General features: G+C 70.5%; 14 protein-coding genes. 5 read left to right on the top strand and 9 right to left on the bottom strand.

Annotated features, from left to right (window positions below):
- The first annotated feature begins 56 nt into the window (after positions 1-56).
- From ABFX81_RS17005 to ABFX81_RS16995, 3 genes are all read left to right on the top strand, one after another.
- The gene (locus tag ABFX81_RS17005; RefSeq protein WP_086854168.1) at positions 57-1,175 is read left to right on the top strand and encodes an AI-2E family transporter; all 1,119 of its coding nucleotides are present in this window, start codon (positions 57-59) and stop codon (positions 1,173-1,175) included.
- Between the two features lie 102 nt (positions 1,176-1,277).
- Positions 1,278-1,964: a DUF4389 domain-containing protein gene (locus ABFX81_RS17000; RefSeq protein ID WP_346138274.1), complete on the top strand. Its 687-nt coding sequence runs from the start codon at positions 1,278-1,280 to the stop codon at positions 1,962-1,964.
- A gap of 131 nt (positions 1,965-2,095) precedes the next feature.
- Positions 2,096-3,016 (top strand): DUF5829 family protein, encoded by a 921-nt coding sequence (locus tag ABFX81_RS16995; RefSeq protein WP_346138376.1) that lies wholly within the window; start codon positions 2,096-2,098, stop codon positions 3,014-3,016.
- A gap of 21 nt (positions 3,017-3,037) precedes the next feature.
- Here the strand turns inward: ABFX81_RS16995 and ABFX81_RS16990 are convergent, their stop codons facing one another.
- The 3 genes from ABFX81_RS16990 to ABFX81_RS16980 all read right to left on the bottom strand — a co-directional run bounded on the left by ABFX81_RS16990 (position 3,038) and on the right by ABFX81_RS16980 (position 5,476).
- Positions 3,038-3,799, bottom strand: coding sequence for an SDR family oxidoreductase (locus ABFX81_RS16990; RefSeq protein ID WP_346138273.1), 762 nt, complete (start codon positions 3,797-3,799; stop codon positions 3,038-3,040).
- A 90-nt stretch (positions 3,800-3,889) separates the two neighbouring features.
- Positions 3,890-4,273 (bottom strand): VOC family protein, encoded by a 384-nt coding sequence (locus tag ABFX81_RS16985; protein WP_086851005.1) that lies wholly within the window; start codon positions 4,271-4,273, stop codon positions 3,890-3,892.
- A gap of 162 nt (positions 4,274-4,435) precedes the next feature.
- Positions 4,436-5,476: an alcohol dehydrogenase catalytic domain-containing protein gene (locus ABFX81_RS16980; protein ID WP_086851003.1), complete on the bottom strand. Its 1,041-nt coding sequence runs from the start codon at positions 5,474-5,476 to the stop codon at positions 4,436-4,438.
- 180 nt (positions 5,477-5,656) lie between these two features.
- On the opposite strand from ABFX81_RS16980, the gene ABFX81_RS16975 reads away from it, so the two are divergent.
- Complete coding sequence (locus ABFX81_RS16975) at positions 5,657-6,577, top strand: MmyB family transcriptional regulator (RefSeq protein WP_086851001.1); 921 nt, start codon at positions 5,657-5,659, stop codon at positions 6,575-6,577.
- 75 nt (positions 6,578-6,652) lie between these two features.
- Here the strand turns inward: ABFX81_RS16975 and ABFX81_RS16970 are convergent, their stop codons facing one another.
- The 3 genes from ABFX81_RS16970 to ABFX81_RS16960 all read right to left on the bottom strand — a co-directional run bounded on the left by ABFX81_RS16970 (position 6,653) and on the right by ABFX81_RS16960 (position 12,142).
- Entirely contained in the window at positions 6,653-9,967 is a 3,315-nt protein-coding gene (locus ABFX81_RS16970) for a S8 family serine peptidase (RefSeq protein ID WP_086850999.1), read from the bottom strand.
- Between the two features lie 315 nt (positions 9,968-10,282).
- The gene (locus ABFX81_RS16965; protein ID WP_381036620.1) at positions 10,283-11,548 is read right to left on the bottom strand and encodes a L,D-transpeptidase; all 1,266 of its coding nucleotides are present in this window, start codon (positions 11,546-11,548) and stop codon (positions 10,283-10,285) included.
- 261 nt (positions 11,549-11,809) lie between these two features.
- On the bottom strand, positions 11,810-12,142 hold the full coding sequence (locus ABFX81_RS16960) for a hypothetical protein (RefSeq protein ID WP_193502220.1): 333 nt from the start codon (positions 12,140-12,142) through the stop codon (positions 11,810-11,812).
- A 130-nt stretch (positions 12,143-12,272) separates the two neighbouring features.
- On the opposite strand from ABFX81_RS16960, the gene ABFX81_RS16955 reads away from it, so the two are divergent.
- Complete coding sequence (locus tag ABFX81_RS16955; protein ID WP_086850995.1) at positions 12,273-12,572, top strand: LPXTG cell wall anchor domain-containing protein; 300 nt, start codon at positions 12,273-12,275, stop codon at positions 12,570-12,572.
- A 67-nt stretch (positions 12,573-12,639) separates the two neighbouring features.
- Here the strand turns inward: ABFX81_RS16955 and hutH are convergent, their stop codons facing one another.
- The 3 genes from hutH to ABFX81_RS16940 form a co-directional block, all read right to left on the bottom strand.
- Entirely contained in the window at positions 12,640-14,178 is a 1,539-nt protein-coding gene (gene hutH / locus ABFX81_RS16950) for a histidine ammonia-lyase (RefSeq protein WP_086850993.1), read from the bottom strand.
- A gap of 97 nt (positions 14,179-14,275) precedes the next feature.
- The gene (locus ABFX81_RS16945; protein WP_346138272.1) at positions 14,276-15,427 is read right to left on the bottom strand and encodes a GGDEF domain-containing protein; all 1,152 of its coding nucleotides are present in this window, start codon (positions 15,425-15,427) and stop codon (positions 14,276-14,278) included.
- Positions 15,428-15,536: 109 nt separating this feature from the next.
- Complete coding sequence (locus ABFX81_RS16940; RefSeq protein WP_346138271.1) at positions 15,537-16,337, bottom strand: enoyl-CoA hydratase/isomerase family protein; 801 nt, start codon at positions 16,335-16,337, stop codon at positions 15,537-15,539.
- Positions 16,338-16,592: the final 255 nt, after the last annotated feature.

Here is a 16,592-nt window from a genome sequence, read left to right as displayed (position 1 = left end):
GAGTGAACAGCGGCACCCCTGGAACCCGTGGGACGCGGTGGCAATAGGGTGCCTCCGTGACTGCGCCCTTGAGTTCGACGAAGACCCGTGACGCGCTCCGGATATCGGCCCGTGTCTCCGCAGAGCTGCTGCTGGTGCTCGTGATGCTGGCAGTGGCTCTGTGGCTGCTGGGCCGGATGTGGTCGGTTGTCTGGCCGCTCGTCGTCGGCTTGCTGCTGACCACGCTGACCTGGCCCGCGGCCCGTGTCCTGCGTCGCCGCGGGTGGCCGCCCGCGCTCGCCGCGTCGGTCGTGACCGTGCTGTTCCTGCTGGTCTCCGCGGGTGTCGTGGCGCTGATCGCCGTGCCCGTGGCGTCCCAGTCCGGTCAGCTGACCGACGGCGTGGTCGAGGGCATCCAGAAGATGCGCGAGTGGGCCGCCGGGCCACCGCTGAACATCGGTGACGCCCAGATCAACAAGGCCTTCGACACCGCGGTCGCCCGCGCCCAGGAGGGCCTCGGCAGCATGGTCGGCGCTGTCGTCACAGGCGTGAGCACCGTGGTGAACGGCTTGGTCACCGCCGTTCTCGCCCTCTTCCTGATGTTCTTCTTCCTCAAGGACGGCCCGCGGTTCCTGCCGTGGCTCTCCCGTCAGCTGCCCGGCCGGCTCGCCACCGACGTCCCGACCGTGTTCGAGCGCGGCTGGAACACGCTGGGCGCCTTCGTACGCTCCCAGGCGGCCGTCGGCCTGCTCGACGCCGTCCTGATCGGCCTGGGCCTGTGGATCCTGGGCGTACCGCTGGTGCTCCCGCTGGCGGTGCTGACGTTCGTGTCCGCGTTCGTGCCGATCATCGGCGCCCTGTTCGCAGGTTTCGTCGCCGTCCTCATCGCGCTCGTCTCCAACGGCCTGACGGACGCGCTGATCGTGCTGGCCATCATCGTCGTGGTGCAGCAGCTCGAGGGCAATGTGTTCCAGCCCATGATCCAGAGCCGGGGACTCGGCCTGCACGCGGCCGTGGTGCTGCTGGCGGTGACGCTGGGCGGCAGCCTGGCCAGCATCGTGGGCAGTCTGCTGGCCGTCCCGATCGCCGCGCTGATCGCGGTGGTCTGGAACTACGTGCGGGAGCAGCTCAGCGATCCGCCGCAGGAACCGGACGGCGCCGACGAGCCCGACAGCACCGCCCCGGTTCTCTCGTAACGGTCCCGGACACGCGAACGCCCCCGGACGCGCGAACGGCCCCGCCCAGGTCGCGGGGCTCCTTCCCGCTTGCGAGCCTGCAAGCGAAGGGAGTTCCGCCCCATGATTCCTGTCACCGCGTCGCCCGTACGTCTGGAGGCGTCCCTCGACGCCCGGTTGTCCCGATGGCTGTGGCTGGTGAAGTGGCTGCTCGCCGTCCCGCACTACATCGTGCTGTTCTTCCTGTGGATCGCGTTCGTGCTCGTGAGCGTCGTCGCGTTCTTCGCCATCCTGTTCACCGCCCGCTACCCCCGCTCCCTGTTCGACTTCAACGTCGGCGTACTGCGGTGGAACTGGCGGGTCACCTACTACGCCCACACCGCGCTCGGCACCGACAGGTACCCGCCGTTCACCCTGGCCGACGTGCCCGACTATCCGGCCCGCTTCGACGTCGCCTACCCCGAGCGGCTCTCGCGCGGACTGGTGCTGGTGAAGTGGTGGCTGCTGGCGATCCCGCAGTACATCGTCGTCGCGATGTTCGTGGGCGGTGGCTGGGGGTCGGGCTGGGACGACGGCGACGGCTGGCGGGGCAGTGGGCTGATGCCGTTCCTCTCGCTGGTCGCGGTGGTCGTCCTGCTGTTCACCGCCCGCTATCCGCGGCACCTCTTCGACTTCCTGATCGGCCTCGCCCGCTGGTGCGCCCGCGTGACCGCGTACGCCGCCCTGATGACCGACCGGTACCCCCCGTTCCGTCTCGACATGGGCGGACGGGAGCCCTCCGACCAAGGGCCACTGACCAAGACCCCCTGACCAGGACTACCGCCCAAGGACTCCCGGCCGAGAACTCCCGAACAGGGCTCCTGACAAAGGCCTCAATCCCCAGCGGAAGCGCTTCCTCCCGCTCTACGCTCCTCCGCATGACGGTCAGACGAGCCTTACAGATGATCATGGTCATCGCCCTGGCCCTCGCGGGGGCGGTCCAGGGCGGGGTGAGCTCCGCGCGGGCCGAGGACGGCGGGCGGCAGCTCCTTTTCTACAACCACGCCTACGGCGTGCTCGACCGGGAGACCGCGGACGCCATCGAGCACTCGGCCTTTCTGAGGGACTTCGCCAACTTCCAGGTCCGCACCACGACCGGTGCCGGCGGGCAGACCTGGACCGGCCGCTATCTGATGGGCCGCGAGACGTACATCGAGCTGTTCGGGACCGGCGACCTCCCCGGCAAGGACGGCACCCTCGGCGCCACCGGCATGGGCGTCTCGACCGAGCGGGAGGGCGACCTGGCGAAGGCGACAACGCGGCTGCGCGAGCTGGGGATCAGCGACCCCGTCGAGTTCCAGCAGACCCGGGACTTCGGCGACGGCGTCCCGGTGCCCTGGTTCGACGCCGTCTTCACCACCGACCAGTACGACCTCTTCGGCGCCTGGGGCATGGAGTACCGGCCGGAGTACTTCGCCGACCCGCGCGGCAACACCGAGCCCGCCGCGCACCCCGGTGACGTGGGCCGGGAGCGCTACCTGTCCGACGGCTACCGCGACCACCTGATGCGGGACGTGACCGGCATCCGGCTCGCGGTGACCGCCCGGGACCTCGCCGGCACGGTGCCGCTGCTGAAGGCCGGCGGGTTCGCCGTACGGCCCCTGCCCGGCGGGGGTGCCGTCGCGCAGGGCGGCGGCACCACGCTGCGGTTCGACGCCGTGCCGCTCGACCAGGTGGGTCTGCGACAGGTCGAGATGTCGCTGAACAGGCCGGTGTCGTACCGGCACGAGGAGCGGATCGGTCACTCGGCCCTCGTCGTCGGCCCGGGGTCCCGTGCCGTGTGGACCTTCGGAGACCAGGACCGGCCGAGTCGCGCCGGGTGACGACCGGTGCCCCGACAGGCACTAGCCGAGCCTCTCCCGCAGAAACTCCTCCCAGGTCCGCTTCCCCGCCTCCGCCCCCTCCAGCGTCAGGTTCGCCCCCGCCCGGTACGCCCGCCCCGCCTTCCCGGGGATCCGCACCGGCAGCATCGGGCGGCGCCGGCCGCGCAGGCGGAGGTAGGGGCGGGCCAGGGCGGCGAGGTCGTGGACGTCCGGTCCCGTCATGTCCGCGACGAGGCCGGACGGGTCGCCGAGCGTCAGTTCCGCGAGGCGGGCGGCGACCTCCCGCGAGTCCACCGGCTGGAGCCGGAGGCCACCGGGCACCGGGAAGACCGGCAGCTTCGCCATCTTCTCGACCATGGTCAGCGTCAGGTCGTGGAACTGGGCCGCGCGCAGGGTCGTCCAGGGGATGCCGGAATCGGAGACGGCCCGCTCCGACTCCAGCTTCGTCCGCATCCAGGCCAGGGGGACCCGGTCCGCGCCGATGACCGAGATGTAGAGAAAATGCCGTACGCCGGCCCGGGACGCGGCGCGCACCAGGGTGCGGGTCGCCTCGTCGTCGCCCTTGGGGCCGCCCGCCAGGTGGAGCACGGTCGCCACGCCGTCGACGGCGGCCTCGACGCCCTCGCCCTCCAGCAGGTCGCCGGTGACGTACTCGACGCCGTCCGTGGCGGGACGGGCCTGCCGGGTGAGGACCCGCACGTCGTGGCCGGACGCGCGCAGCAGCGGCAGGACGTGGCCGCCCAGAGTGCCCGTGCCGCCGGTGACCAGGATCGGTGATGTCATGGCTGCTCCCCAGCTCTTCGCCTTCTGATGTCGCCTTCACCGGTATGACGCGGGGCGGCGCGACGATGTGACGAGGAGGGGTGTGAGGGCTCAGCCGCCGCTGCCGTACGGCCGCGTGATGATCTCCAAGCGGTGGCCGTCGGGGTCGTCGAAGTACGTGCCGCGGCCGCCGTCGTTGTGGTTGATCTCGCCGGGACGGCTGTGGAACGGATCCGCCCAGTACCTCAGACCGGCCTCCCGGATCCGGGCGAAGATCTGGTCGAACTCGTCCTCCGAGACGAGGAAGGCGTAGTGCTGCGACGTGATGGCGCCGGGGCTGTCCATGTAGTCGAGCGTCACGCCGTTGGGGATCTCGACAGGGAGGAACGGGCCGTAGGGCGGGCTCACGTCCAGCCCCAGGATGTCGGCGAGGAACCGGGCCGAGACGCGCTTGTCGCGCGCGGCGACGATGGTGTGGTTCAGCTGCACGGTCATGGCGGGCCTCCCCTGACGTACCTGGCGAACCCCTGGTGCACTCCCCCACGGGTACCCCGCGGGCACCTCCTTGTGCATGACGAACGCCCTGAGGGCCCCGGCGCGCTGCCGTGGCCCTCAGGGCGAGTGTGAAGCCGTCGGTCTCGGCGAAAGCCGTCGGTGTCAGATGGTCGCGGTGTCGATCACGAACCGGTAGCGCACGTCGCTGGCGACCACCCGGTCGTACGCCTCGTTGATCTGGTCACCGCGGATCAGCTCGATCTCGGCACCGAGGCCGTGCTCGGCGCAGAAGTCCAGCATCTCCTGGGTCTCCGCGATGCCGCCGATCATGGAGCCGGCGAGGGTCTTGCCGCCGCCGATCACCGAGAAGAGGTTGAGGGCGATGGGCTCCTCGGGGGCGCCGACGTTGGCCAGCGTGCCCTCGGTCTTCAGCAGCGAGAGGTAGGCGTTGAAGTCCAGCGGCGCCGAGACCGTGGAGACGATCAGGTCGAAGGTGCCGGCCAGCTCCTCGAAGGTCTTCGGGTCGCTGGTGGCGTAGTAGTGGTCCGCGCCCAGCTTCAGGCCGTCCTCCCGCTTGCGCAGGGACTGCGACAGCACGGTCACCTCGGCGCCCAGCGCGTGCGCGATCTTCACGCCCATGTGGCCGAGGCCACCCAGGCCGACGATCGCGACCTTCTTGCCGGGACCGGCGCCGAAGCGCTTGAGCGGGGAGTAGAGGGTGATGCCGGCGCACAGCAGCGGCGCGGCGACGTCGAGGGAGAGGCCGTCGGGGATGCCCACGACGAAGTTCTCGTCGACGACGACCTTCTGCGAGTAGCCACCGTAGGTGGGCTCGCCGTCCTTGCCTATGCCGTTGTACGTCGGGACGTTGCCCTTGACGCAGTACTGCTCACGTCCGGCCTTGCAGTTCTCGCACTCGCGGCAGGAGTCGACCATGCAGCCGACGCCCACGCGGTCGCCGACGGCGAACTTCGTGACGCCCGGGCCGACCTCGGAGACGACACCGGCGATCTCGTGGCCGGGGACCATCGGGAAGATGCCCTCACCCCAGCCCTCCTGGGCCTGGTGGATGTCGGAGTGGCAGATTCCGGCGAACTCGATGTCGATCAGGACGTCGTACTCGCCGACCTCGCGGCGCTCGATGGTGGTGCGCTCCAGCGGGGCCTTGGGCGCGGGGGCGGCGTACGCAGCAACAGTGGTCATGCCGGGGGTTCTCCTAGCGGGGTTCCGTGCCCGGCTGCCTTCTGGATGTTCTGACCGGGCACGATCCCGAGCGTGCCAGACCCGCGAGCGTCTACCCAGGCCACGGTTTTGCGTACGCACAGCGTGCGTACCACTGGCGGGGTCAGGCTCGTGTGCGTACGACCGTGAATACTGGAGGGCATGGACGAACAGCCCGAACCCGCACAGGAGCCCGCACCCCAGACCGGCGGGGGCCTGGACCGGCGTGCCGAGCTCAGTGAGTTCCTGCGCACCCGGCGCGCCCGGCTGAAGCCGGAGGACGTGGGGCTGCCCGACTTCGGGCGGCGCCGGGTTCCGGGGCTGCGCCGTGAGGAGCTGGCACAGCTGGCCGGGGTGTCCGTGGCGTACTACACACGGCTGGAGCAGGGCAACGGGCGCAACGTCTCGGCGGAGGTGCTGGACGCGATCGCGCGCGCCCTGCGGCTGACCGGAGCCGAGCACGCCCACCTGATGCACCTGGCCAAGCCGAAGCAGCACAAGAAGAAGCAGACGGCGCGGGCCCAGCAGGTGCGGCCGGCGCTGCGGCATCTGCTGGACTCGATCGACACCGTCCCGGCGTACGTCGTCGGGCGCCGCTCGGACATCCTGGCCTGGAACCGGATGGCCGCGGCCCTCTTCGGCGACTGGGCGGAGCTGCCGGCGCCGGAGCGGAACTGGGCGCGGCTGGTGTTCCTCAGGCCCGACTACCGCGAGCTGTTCGTCGAGTGGGACCAGAAGGCGGCCGACATCGTCGGCTTTCTGCGCATGGACGCGGGCTGCCATCCGGACGACCCGAAGCTGTCCGCCCTGGTGGGCGAGCTGTCCGTGAAGAGCGAGGAGTTCCGCCGGCTGTGGGCCGCGCACGACGTCAAGGAGAAGAGCTACGGCGTCAAGCGCATGCGGCACCCGCTCGTCGGCGACCTGACCCTGTCCTTCGAGACGTTCCGCCTGGTCGACGAGTCCGAGCAGTCCCTGATCACGTACCACGCGGAACCGGGCTCCCCGTCGGCGGAGGCGCTGCGGCTGCTGGCGAGCTGGGGCGCGGACGCGACCCGGGCGGGGACCGGTACACCGGCTCAGTGAACGCGAGGGGCCCGCCGGAAGCCGAGGCTTCCGACGGGCCGCTGGCTGACGAGTCCTACAGCCGAGTCCTACCGCTCACTTGCCGTAGTACGCGTTGTAGATCGAGACCGTCGACTTGTTGTCCTTCTTGTCGGCGATCTTGGCGTGGAAGGAGATGGCCTTCCCCTTCGCCGGGTTCTTGAAGCTGACCTTGCCCTTCTTGACGGTGAGCTTCTTCCAGGTCTTGCCGTAGTCGTACGACACGTACACCGACAGCGACTTCAGGTTGCTGCCCTTGGCCGCGCCCTCGACGGTGACCGGGATGCTGACCGTCTTGCCGGCCGGGACCTTGCTGTCCAGGCCCGTGGCCGCGCCGAAGCGGGCCGTGGAGGCGGGCAGCTGCTTGAGGTCGGTGGTCTTCTTGGAGCGGAACGTCCAGCTCGCGTCGATGCGGGTGGACGCCGCCGCGACCTTGACGCTGCGCTTGACCGACGTCGTCAGCTTGTACTCGGCGTCGCCCGCCGGGACCTTGAACTGCTTCTCACCGAACAGCGGGTCGTCGTTGCTGCCGACCTTCTTGCCGTTGCGGTACAGCGTCGTGTCGACCGCGGAGAAGGTCGAGTAGCCCACGTTGCGCTTGCCGTCCGCGAACAGCGGCAGGGAACCGAAGAGCTGGTTGCCCTCACGGAAGATGCCGAAGTCGCTGTCGATGCGCGGTCCGAAGACGGCCGTGTTGACGGTCTCCGAGTAGGTCTTGCCGGCGGCGTACTTCTGCGAGTCCAGCGAGTAGGCGGCCTCGTCGACCGGGAAGCCCTCCTCGTCGACACCGCCGTACTGGTTGAAGTCGAGCTGCCACTCCACGCCGCCCGCGGTGGACAGGTGCAGCGTCCGCGTGCCGGGCAGGGACTGCTCGATGCCGATCGAGGAGGCGCCGTTGCTCCACGGCAGCCAGCCCACGGCGCTGATCGCGCCCTTCTTGCCCTTCGCCGCGGCGCCGAGGCCCGTCTTCACCGTGGCGAGCTCGCTCGCCTTGTAGTGCTTGGTGTAGCCGGTGGCGAGCTGCTTGACCTTGCCGCCGCCGGTGACGTCGTACTGCTCCTTGGCACCCTTGGTCCAGTGGCCGTCCCACTGCTGGGTCACCGAACCGTCGGTGATCTGCGGGCCGACGTGCGCGGTGCGGATGTCGGCGTACGAGTCGAGGAGCCAGCCGAAGCCGTAGCTGGAGTCGTCCGTCTCGACCGTGTAGTCGGCCATGGCGAACTCCGACTTGGCGGCCTTGTCCGGCACGGTGATGTTGACCGGCTTGGCCTTGCGGGCGTCCAGCGTGACCGTCGTGTTCTTGGTGACGTTCAGCTTGGGCATGCCCAGCCAGTCGGCGCCCTGGAACTTCGTCGGGTCGTCGCCCACGAAGACGTTCGTGTTGAGGATGTAACCGCCCTTGGGCACGCGGGTGGTGACGGTGCCGTCCGCGTCGTACGGCGAGAAGAACTTGCCCTCGCCCAGGCCCGAGACGGCGGCCAGGTCGGCGCTGTAGTTCGTGGCGGGCTTGCCGTCACGGTCGAGGAACTTCAGCGTGACGTCGTAGGACTCGACCTCGCGCTGCACGGCGGCGGCCGTGCGGACGGTCTGGTCGCCGCCCGTCGCCGTCACGTACGACGAGTAGGCGCCGTCGACCGTGCCGCCCAGCTTGGTGTTCACGGTGAACGGGACGGAGGCCTTGCCGCCGGCCGGGACGGTCACCGAGGTGGCGCCGAGCTTGAAGAAGCCGGCCGGGGCGGCCTGGCCCTTCGGGTTGGTGGCGGTCGACGACAGCTTCAGCGTGACGGCCTTCGTACCGAGGTTGCGGTACGTCAGTTCCTTGGTGACCGGCTTGTCGTCGGTGTGCGGCCACTGCTGGACGCCGAAGCTCACCGAGGACGGGTTGGCGATCACGGACTGCTTGATGGCCTTGTCGACCTGGATACGGCCCGAACCCTGCTGGAACGGCGTGTACTTGCCGCCCTTCGTGGAGCCGGTGAGGGCGCCCTTCAGCTCGGGGTACTTCCAGTCCGGGTGCTGCTGCTTCAGCAGCGCCGCGGCGCCCGCGACGTGCGGGGTCGCCATCGACGTACCGGAGATCGTCATGTAGCCGGCCGGCTTCTCGCCGACCTCGGCGGCTATCTGGTTGCCGGGGGCGGAGGCCGCGGTGATGTCCACGCCGGGCGCGGTCACGTCGGGCTTGAGGGCGCCGTCCATGCCGGGGCCGCGGCTGGAGAAGTCGGCCAGCACGTCCTTGTCGTCGACGGCGCCGACGGTCAGGGCCGCGGCGGCGCTGCCCGGGGAGCCGATGGTCTGCTCGCCGAAGCCGCCCTCGTTGCCGGCCGCGATGGCGAACAGGATGCCCTTCTCCTCGGACAGCTTGTTCACCGCCGCTTCCAGCGGGTCGATCGCGGGCGTGTCGCCGCCGCCCAGGCTCATGTTGACGACGTCGGCGCCCTCCGCGGCGGCCCACTCGATGCCGGCGAGGACCTCGGAGTCGCTGCCGAATCCGCCGTCGTCGAGCACCTTGCCGTTGATGATCTTCGCGCCGGGCGCGACGCCCTTGTACTTGCCGCCGGACTTCGCGCCCGTACCGGCCGCGATGGAGGCGACGTGCGTGCCGTGGCCGACCTTGTCGGTCGTGTCGGGCGAGGTGGTGAAGTTCTTGGCGCCGATCACCTGGCCCTTGAGGTCGGGGTGGGTGGCGTCCACACCGGTGTCGAGGACGGCGATCTTCACGCCCTTGCCGTCGTAGCCGGCGGCCCAGGCCTTGGGGGCGCCGATCTGCGGGACGGACTTGTCGAGGCTGGCCTTGCGGACGCCGTCGAGCCAGACGTGCGCGATGCCGGAGGCGGTCTTGTCGCCGTTGGTGACCGCGTCCCACAGCTCGGGCGCGTCCTCCTGCGGTGTCTGCACCGCGTCCGCGTTCACGGTCTTCAGGGAGTGGCTCAGCCGGCCGGCGTCGCGTACGTCGGCCTTGGTGGCCGCGGCGCTGCCCTGGTAGCCGACGATGACCTTCAGGCCCTTCTTCTGGGCCTTGCGGGTCGCGGACTTGTTGAGCTCGGTGACGTCGAAGAGCCGCTGGTCGAGCTTGCCGGCGGCGACCAGACGGACCGCGTCGGCCGGGATCACGAACGTGTGGCCGTCGAGCTTGCGGACCTGGACGGGAATGTCCTCGCGTCCCTTGGCCCGCTCCAGGCCGACGACACGGCCCTTGGCGTCCAGGACGACCCGGTCACCGGTGATCAGTGTGATGCGGTGCTTGGCGGTGACCGACGCCTGCTTCGCGGCTGCGGTCGTCTGCTCGCCGTTCGCCGACGCCGGGCTGGTCATACCCGCCGCCAGGGCCACGGCTGCTGCTGTGGCGACCGTGGCCGCGCACGCCCTTTTCACTTGTCTGCGCAAGTTTCCCCCTTGCAGAAGTACCGGGCGAATTCCCCGTTCACCCGGCCGGGGGTGGTCTCGTACGCATGGACGTACACCCCCCGGATTACGCAGTATGCCGACGGGTGATCAGGCACTCAATAGTTGAGAGAGAGGTAAGAAATCCGTGGGCCGGCTGTTACACGGCTGCCGGAACTCCGTTACAGGGCAAGGCGATTGCGCACGCGTGTTCTCCTTGACACCAGAGCCGGGGATAAAACGGAAGCCGCCGCTCGCCCCGAAATCGGGGCGGAGCGGCGGCTCTTGAGCGAGGCTACGGAGTCGTCAGACCGCCGAACCGGCCTTCCAGTCGGCCCAGTTCATGTTCCATCCGTTGAGCCCGTTGTCCGGCGCGATGGTCTTGTCGCCGGTGTTCTCGACGACCACCACGTCACCGATCATCGAGTTGTTGTAGAACCACGCGCCCGGGGTGTTCGGGTCGTCGGCGCCCTTCGCGTCCTGGAGGCCGACGCAGCCGTGACTGGTGTTCACGTTGCCGAAGATGGACTTCGCGCCCCAGTAGTTGCCGTGGATGAAGGTGCCGGAGCTGGACAGGCGGATGGCGTGCGGCACGTCCTTGATGTCGTACTCGCCCTTGCCGTCGTCGTCCGTGAAGCCCACGGTCGCGCCGTTCATGCGCGTCTCCTTGAACTTCTCGGACATCACCATGATGCCCTGGTAGGTCTTGTTCTCCGGCGAGCCGGCGGAGATCGGGATGGTCCGGACGACCTTGCCGTCCTGCGTGATCTTCATCTGCTTGGTCTTCGCGTCGACGTACGAGACCTGGTTGCGGCCGACCTTGAACGTGACCGTCTTCTGCTGGACGCCGTAGACGCCCTCGGCACCCTGGACACCGTCGAGCGCGAGCTTCAGCGTGACGGTGGAGCCTTCCTTCCAGTAGTCCTCGGGGCGGCAGTCCATGCGGTTGGCGTTGAACCAGTGACAGGCGACCTCCTGGCCGCTGGTCGTGCTGACCTTGACGCCCTTCTGGACGGCGGCCTTGTTGGTGATCGCCTTGTCGAAGTTGATCGAGACCGGCATGCCGACGCCCACGGTCTGGCCGTCGTCCGGAGTGAAGTTGCCGATGAAGCTGTTGGCCGGGGAGACCGTGGTGAACGAGGCGTTCTCGTGGGCGACGCGGCCCTCGGAGTCCTTCGCCTCCGCCGCCAGCTTGTAGGTGGTGGAGCGCTCCAGCTGCGTGCTGGGCTTCCAGCTGGTCTTGTCGGCGGATATCTGGCCGCTGACCTCCGCGCCGTCGGACGTCGTCATCTTGACGCTCGTGAGCGTGCCCTTGCTCACGGTGACGGCGGCGGAGTTGTTGATGGAGGCGTTGTCGGAGCCGTCCTCGGGCGTGATCTTGATCTGGGCCTCGGACGCCTTCTTGGCCGCGGCCTCGTCGACCTTCGACTGGGAGCTGTCGCCGCCGTCGCTCCCGGAGGCGCTGTCGTCGCCGCCGGAACAGGCCGAGAGCATCAGCACTCCGCCGAGCAGTGCGGACGCGACCGTCAGGCCCTTGCGCCGCTTACTGACCGTCATCACACGCTTCTCCATCGTTGCCGATTTCCCCAAAACCCCGAGTGTCCCCGTCAAAGTCCCAAGTGCCCCCGTCAGGACTCGCGAGTCCTCGTCGAGAACTTTCAACGCTACGGCCGGTTCGTCCGGTTCCCCATGTCGCGCACGTGTGGGGATCACCACGTCCGCGCCCGTCCGCGGCGAACGGGCGCGGACGGTGCGGTGAGGCCGGTGTGCCGCTTGAGACGCGGAGACCCCGGACGACGGTTGCCGCCCGGGGTCACTATTTTCCCAAGTGCCTCAGCTGTCACTGTCGTCGTCGACATCATCCTCGTCGAGGTCCCACTCCGGCGAATCGGGGTCGTAGTCGATCCGCTCGCTGCTCCAGGAGGCCTGCTGGAGCTCCACCCCCGGCACCTGGCTGACCAGGTCGAACGGATCCACGAGGTAGGCGAGGGCCTCGGCAGTGTCTTCCGTCACAGCGCCCTCGGCGTGGGCCCGCTCCGCCGCCGGCATCCCGCCGTCGCCGGCGATCCGGCGCAGCGCGGCCTTGGTGATCCCGTCCGCGTCCTCGACCTCGAGAACGAGCTCCACCCGAAGCCGGACAAAACGTGATGTCTCTGGAGTGCTCATGGCGCGAGCGTACGTCGAAGTCCTCCCGTGACTTTCCCGTGACCCGCGACTTTCACTAACATCGCCCCACACGGCCAATTCGCCAGCGCCACAAGGGGATCGATATTCCGTGTCATCCGCTCGCCGTCCGTTGCTGACCGCCACTGCCGCGGCGTCCCTGCTGGGCGCCCTGTGGTTCGTCCCGTCCGCCAACGCGACGTCGGACTCACCGGTGAGAGACGCGGTCGCGGCGAGCCCGTCGCCGCAGGTCGCGGAGCAGGCGCGGATCGCGGCCACGACCGCGGGCGACTCCGTCACCGGCACCGGCGCCCGCCTCGCCGACACGGGCAGCTTCGACAGCACGCCGTACGTCCTCGGCGGCACGCTCTTCCTCACGCTGGGCGCGGGCTTCGTCGCGTACTCGGTCCGCCGGGAGCGGCTCGGCTTCTGACGTCATGCGGCCGGGGCCCCGCCGCGCGGCGGGGCCCCGGCCGGCCTTCCCCTTGCCCGAGCGCCGTCTACAGCAGCGGGCCGGTGACCGCCTCCACCGCGGCCAGCAGCCGCCCGTCGCGCACGAACGCGTCCGCCGCGGCCAGGTCGGGTGCCAGGAACCGGTCCGGTCCCGGACCCTGAACTCCCGCTTCCCGCAGGGCGTCGATGACCGCCCGCGTCGCGGGCGCCGGGGTCAGCCCCTCGCGCAGCTCGATCGCGCGCGTGGCGGCGTACAGCTCGACGGCCAGGACCCGGGTGAGGTTGTCGACGGCCGTGCGCAGCTTGCGCGCCGCCGACCAGCCCATCGAGACGTGGTCCTCCTGCATGGCGGAGGACGGGATCGAGTCGGCGGACGCCGGTACGGCGAGCCGCTTCAGCTCGCTCACCAGCGCGGCCTGGGTGTACTGAGCGATCATCAGGCCCGAGTCCACACCGGCGTCGTCGGCGAGGAACGGCGGCAGGCCGTGGCTGCGGTTCTTGTCGAGCAGCCGGTCGGTGCGCCGCTCGGCGATGGAGCCGAGGTCGGCGACGGCGACGGCGAGGAAGTCCAGGACGTAGGCCACGGGCGCGCCGTGGAAGTTGCCGTTGGACTCCACGCGCCCGTCGGGCAGCACGACCGGGTTGTCCACCGCGGAGGCCAGCTCGCGGTCGGCGACCAGCCGGGCGTGCGCCATGGTGTCCCGCCCGGCCCCGGCGACCTGCGGGGCACAGCGCACCGAGTAGGCGTCCTGGACGCGCGGCGCGTCGTCCTGGTGATGGCCGGTCAGCCCCGAACCCTGCAGCACGGCCGCCATGTTGGCGGCACTGGCGGCCTGCCCCGGGTGCGGCCGGATGGCGTGCAGCTCGGGGGCGAGGACCTTGTCGGTGCCGAGCAGGGCCTCCAGGGACAGCGCGGCCGTGACGTCGGCGGACCGGTAGAGCCTGTCCAGGTCGGCCAGGGCCATGACCAGCATGCCGAGCATGCCGTCGGTGCCGTTGAGGAGGGCGAGGCCTTCCTTCTCGCGCAGCTCGACCGGCTGGATGCCGTGTGCGGCCAGGAGTTCGGCGGCCGGGCGCACGACACCGTCGGGGCCCTCGGCGTCCCCCTCCCCCATGAGCGCGAGGGCGCAGTGGGACAGCGGCGCCAGGTCGCCGGAGCAGCCGAGGGAGCCGTACTCGTGCACGACCGGGGTGATACCGGCGTTGAGGAGGTCGGCCATGGTCTGCGCGACCTCGGGCCGTACGCCGGTGTGCCCGGAGCAGACGGTCTTCAGCCGCAGGAACATCAGGGCGCGTACGACGTCCCGCTCCACCCGCGGCCCCATGCCGGCGGCGTGCGAGCGGACGATGTTGCGCTGGAGCTGTGCGCGCAGCTCCGGGCTGATGTGCCGGGTCGCCAGGGCGCCGAAGCCGGTGCTCACGCCGTACACGGGGTCGGGCTTGGCCGCCAGCGCCTCCACGATCTCGCGGGCCGCGGCGAGGGCGGCCACCGCCTCCTCGGAGAGCTGGACGCGGGCACCGCCGCGCGCCACGGCGAGCACGTCGGACGCGGTCACCCCGGAAGTCCCCACCACCACAGTGTGCATATCCATATTCAGGAGCGTACGCAGTGAATTCGATGATGTCACCACTGGGGACCCGGTTCACCCCTTACCGATACGTCACACGCGCGGCCCGCTGTCTCTACGGCGCGTGCCGCCCCCGGAACCGCCGGCGCTCACCGTCGGCCTCCTTGGACGGCTCGTCCGCGAGCCGCATCACGGGATCGTCGGGCCCGGCCCGCCCGGCGACGACCGGCCGCGTGGCCCGCTCGGCCTTCGCCCGGTACTGGGCGGCGTCGGCGAGCCGGAACAGCCGCCGGGCCGAGGGCACGGGCCCGATCGGGTCCTCGGTGGAGGCGACCCCGCAGGCCACACCGTCCCCGAGCTCCAACTCCGCCGCCCGGCGGCACAGTTCACCGGCCGCCTTCACCACCTGGTCGGCTGGCGGCCCGACCGCGAGCAGACAGAACTCGTCCCCGCCGAGCCGTGCCGCCAGGGCCCCGGGCAGCATGGCCCCGCACAGCGACAGCACGGAGCCGAAACGCTCCAGGAGCCGGTCGCCTGCGGCGTGCCCGTGGGTGTCGTTGACCCGCTTGAGCCCGTTCAGATCGCAGACGACGAGGCTGACGACGGCTCCGTCCCTGCGGTGCCGCTCGATCGCCCGCTCCAGGCGTACGTCCACGGCGCGGCGGTTGGCCAGTCCCGTCAGCGCGTCGGTGAACGCCAGGCGCCGGGCCTCTTCCAGCCGCTCGGTCTGGGCGATGCCGGCGGCGATGACGGCGGCCAGCACGGTGGCGAAGTCGGCGTCGGCCCGCTCGAAGACGGGCTCCCCGACCGGCCGGGCGACGTACAGCTCCCCCCAGGCCCGGCCGTGCAGCACGATGGGCGCGACCACGCAGCAGCCGCGGCCACGGCGGCGCAGGGCGGCGACGCGCTGATGGCAGTACCCGGGACGCCGCCCGGCGGCGGGCCCCTCGGCGGTCTCCACCCAGGCGTCCGGCTCCCCGCCACCTGCCCACTGCTCGTGCAGGAACTCCGTGATCTCCGCGAACTGGTGCACCGGATAGGACTCGTCCTCCGGGAACTCCTCCTCCCCCTCGGCCAGCTCACCGACGTTCACGAGGACCTTCAGCCGCCCGAGCTCCCGCTCCCACACCGACAGCGCGGCAAAGCTCCCGCCCAGCGCCCGGCACGCCCCGACGGCCGCCGCACGCCACGCCTCACGCGACCCGTGCGCGGCCGCCATCCCCTGAGCCAACGCGACGACAGCCACGAGCCGTCTGTCCTCACCCATCACCCCAGGCTAGGCAGTTTCCAGCCAATTGGTTCTGTTGACGGCGCGAACGGGGAGGAGTGGATGTCCACAGCCGGTCCCGCCCGGCAGCGGGCGAGCGACCCTCGGATCACTCCCCCGGCCACTCCGGCTTCCGCTTCTCGTTGAACGCGGCCACCCCCTCCGCCCGATCCCCCGAGAACGCCACAGCCCGCCAGGCCGCGTCCTCCACCTCGAGCCCGGCCCGCAGATCCAGCCCCTGCCCCAACCGCAACGCCCGCTTCGCCGCCCGCAACCCCACGGGCGAATTCCCGGCGATCCGAGCAGCCAGCGCCAACGCCGACTCCCGGTCCCGCCCCTCCTCCACCACCTGATCGACGAGCCCCAACTCCCCCGCCTCGACGGCCTCCACCCGCCGCGCCGAGAAGATCAGCTCAGCCGCCCGCGCGGCCCCCACCCGCCGCGGCAGCAACTGCGTGCCCCCGCCCCCGGGGATCACCCCCACCGACACCTCCGGCAACCCCACCACCGCCGTCCGGTCCGCCACGATCACGTCACACGCCAGCGCCAGCTCGAACCCGCCGCCCAGCGCGAACCCGTGCACCGCCGCCACCGTCGGCACCGGCAGCTCCAGCACTCCGGTGTACGCTCCGCGCGCCACCGGCCGCTGCCGGACGAGCTCCGCATCGCTGAACGAGTTCCGCTCCTTCAGGTCGGCCCCGACACAGAACGCCCGCTCGTGCGTCGAGGTCAGTACGACCACCCGTACGTCCCGGTCCTCCCCCAGCGCCGCACACGCCCCGGCGATGGACCGCGCCATCTCCGTCGACACCGCGTTCATGGCCTTGGGCCGGTCGAGGACGAGCTCCGCGACATGCCCCTGCTCGTGCCGCCGCACCAGCACGAACTCCCCGAACCGTTCCTCACTCATGACACCCTCCGGTTAACGCGGGTTAACAACATCGCCGCTCCGATCATCGCAGCCCCACCCCACCCGCGAAAGGGCGGACGCGTCCGGTTCCGGCACCACCACCCCGCCCACCCGTTCGAGTGACATCACCGCAACTCCGGCCCGATCGCCCATGGGAGCGCATAGCGTGCATCCGCCGCGGCGCACTGGGGGCGCGTGCGTACCGGGGAGGAACCATGACGACGAGGAAGACGCCGGCGAATCCGCAGCGGGGCA

Origin of the sequence: Streptomyces coeruleofuscus (assembly GCF_039532725.1) — a bacterium.
Classification (GTDB): Bacteria; Actinomycetota; Actinomycetes; order Streptomycetales; family Streptomycetaceae; genus Streptomyces; species Streptomyces coeruleofuscus.
This window is presented reverse-complemented; position numbering and strand designations above follow the sequence as displayed.

Bases quoted from the DNA above. Each gene is read 5' to 3' on its own strand.
- ABFX81_RS16960 (WP_193502220.1), bottom strand. From the start codon at position 12,142: ATGAGCACTCCAGAGACATCACGTTTTGTCCGGCTTCGGGTGGAGCTC.
- ABFX81_RS16990 (WP_346138273.1), bottom strand. From the start codon at position 3,799: ATGACATCACCGATCCTGGTCACCGGCGGCACGGGCACTCTGGGCGGC.
- ABFX81_RS16945 (WP_346138272.1), bottom strand. From the start codon at position 15,427: ATGGGTGAGGACAGACGGCTCGTGGCTGTCGTCGCGTTGGCTCAGGGG.
- ABFX81_RS16985 (WP_086851005.1), bottom strand. From the start codon at position 4,273: ATGACCGTGCAGCTGAACCACACCATCGTCGCCGCGCGCGACAAGCGC.
- ABFX81_RS17000 (WP_346138274.1), top strand. From the start codon at position 1,278: ATGATTCCTGTCACCGCGTCGCCCGTACGTCTGGAGGCGTCCCTCGAC.
- ABFX81_RS16965 (WP_381036620.1), bottom strand. From the start codon at position 11,548: ATGGAGAAGCGTGTGATGACGGTCAGTAAGCGGCGCAAGGGCCTGACG.
- ABFX81_RS16995 (WP_346138376.1), top strand. From the start codon at position 2,096: ATGATCATGGTCATCGCCCTGGCCCTCGCGGGGGCGGTCCAGGGCGGG.
- ABFX81_RS16980 (WP_086851003.1), bottom strand. From the start codon at position 5,476: ATGACCACTGTTGCTGCGTACGCCGCCCCCGCGCCCAAGGCCCCGCTG.
- hutH (WP_086850993.1), bottom strand. From the start codon at position 14,178: ATGCACACTGTGGTGGTGGGGACTTCCGGGGTGACCGCGTCCGACGTG.
- ABFX81_RS16975 (WP_086851001.1), top strand. From the start codon at position 5,657: ATGGACGAACAGCCCGAACCCGCACAGGAGCCCGCACCCCAGACCGGC.
- ABFX81_RS16940 (WP_346138271.1), bottom strand. From the start codon at position 16,337: ATGAGTGAGGAACGGTTCGGGGAGTTCGTGCTGGTGCGGCGGCACGAG.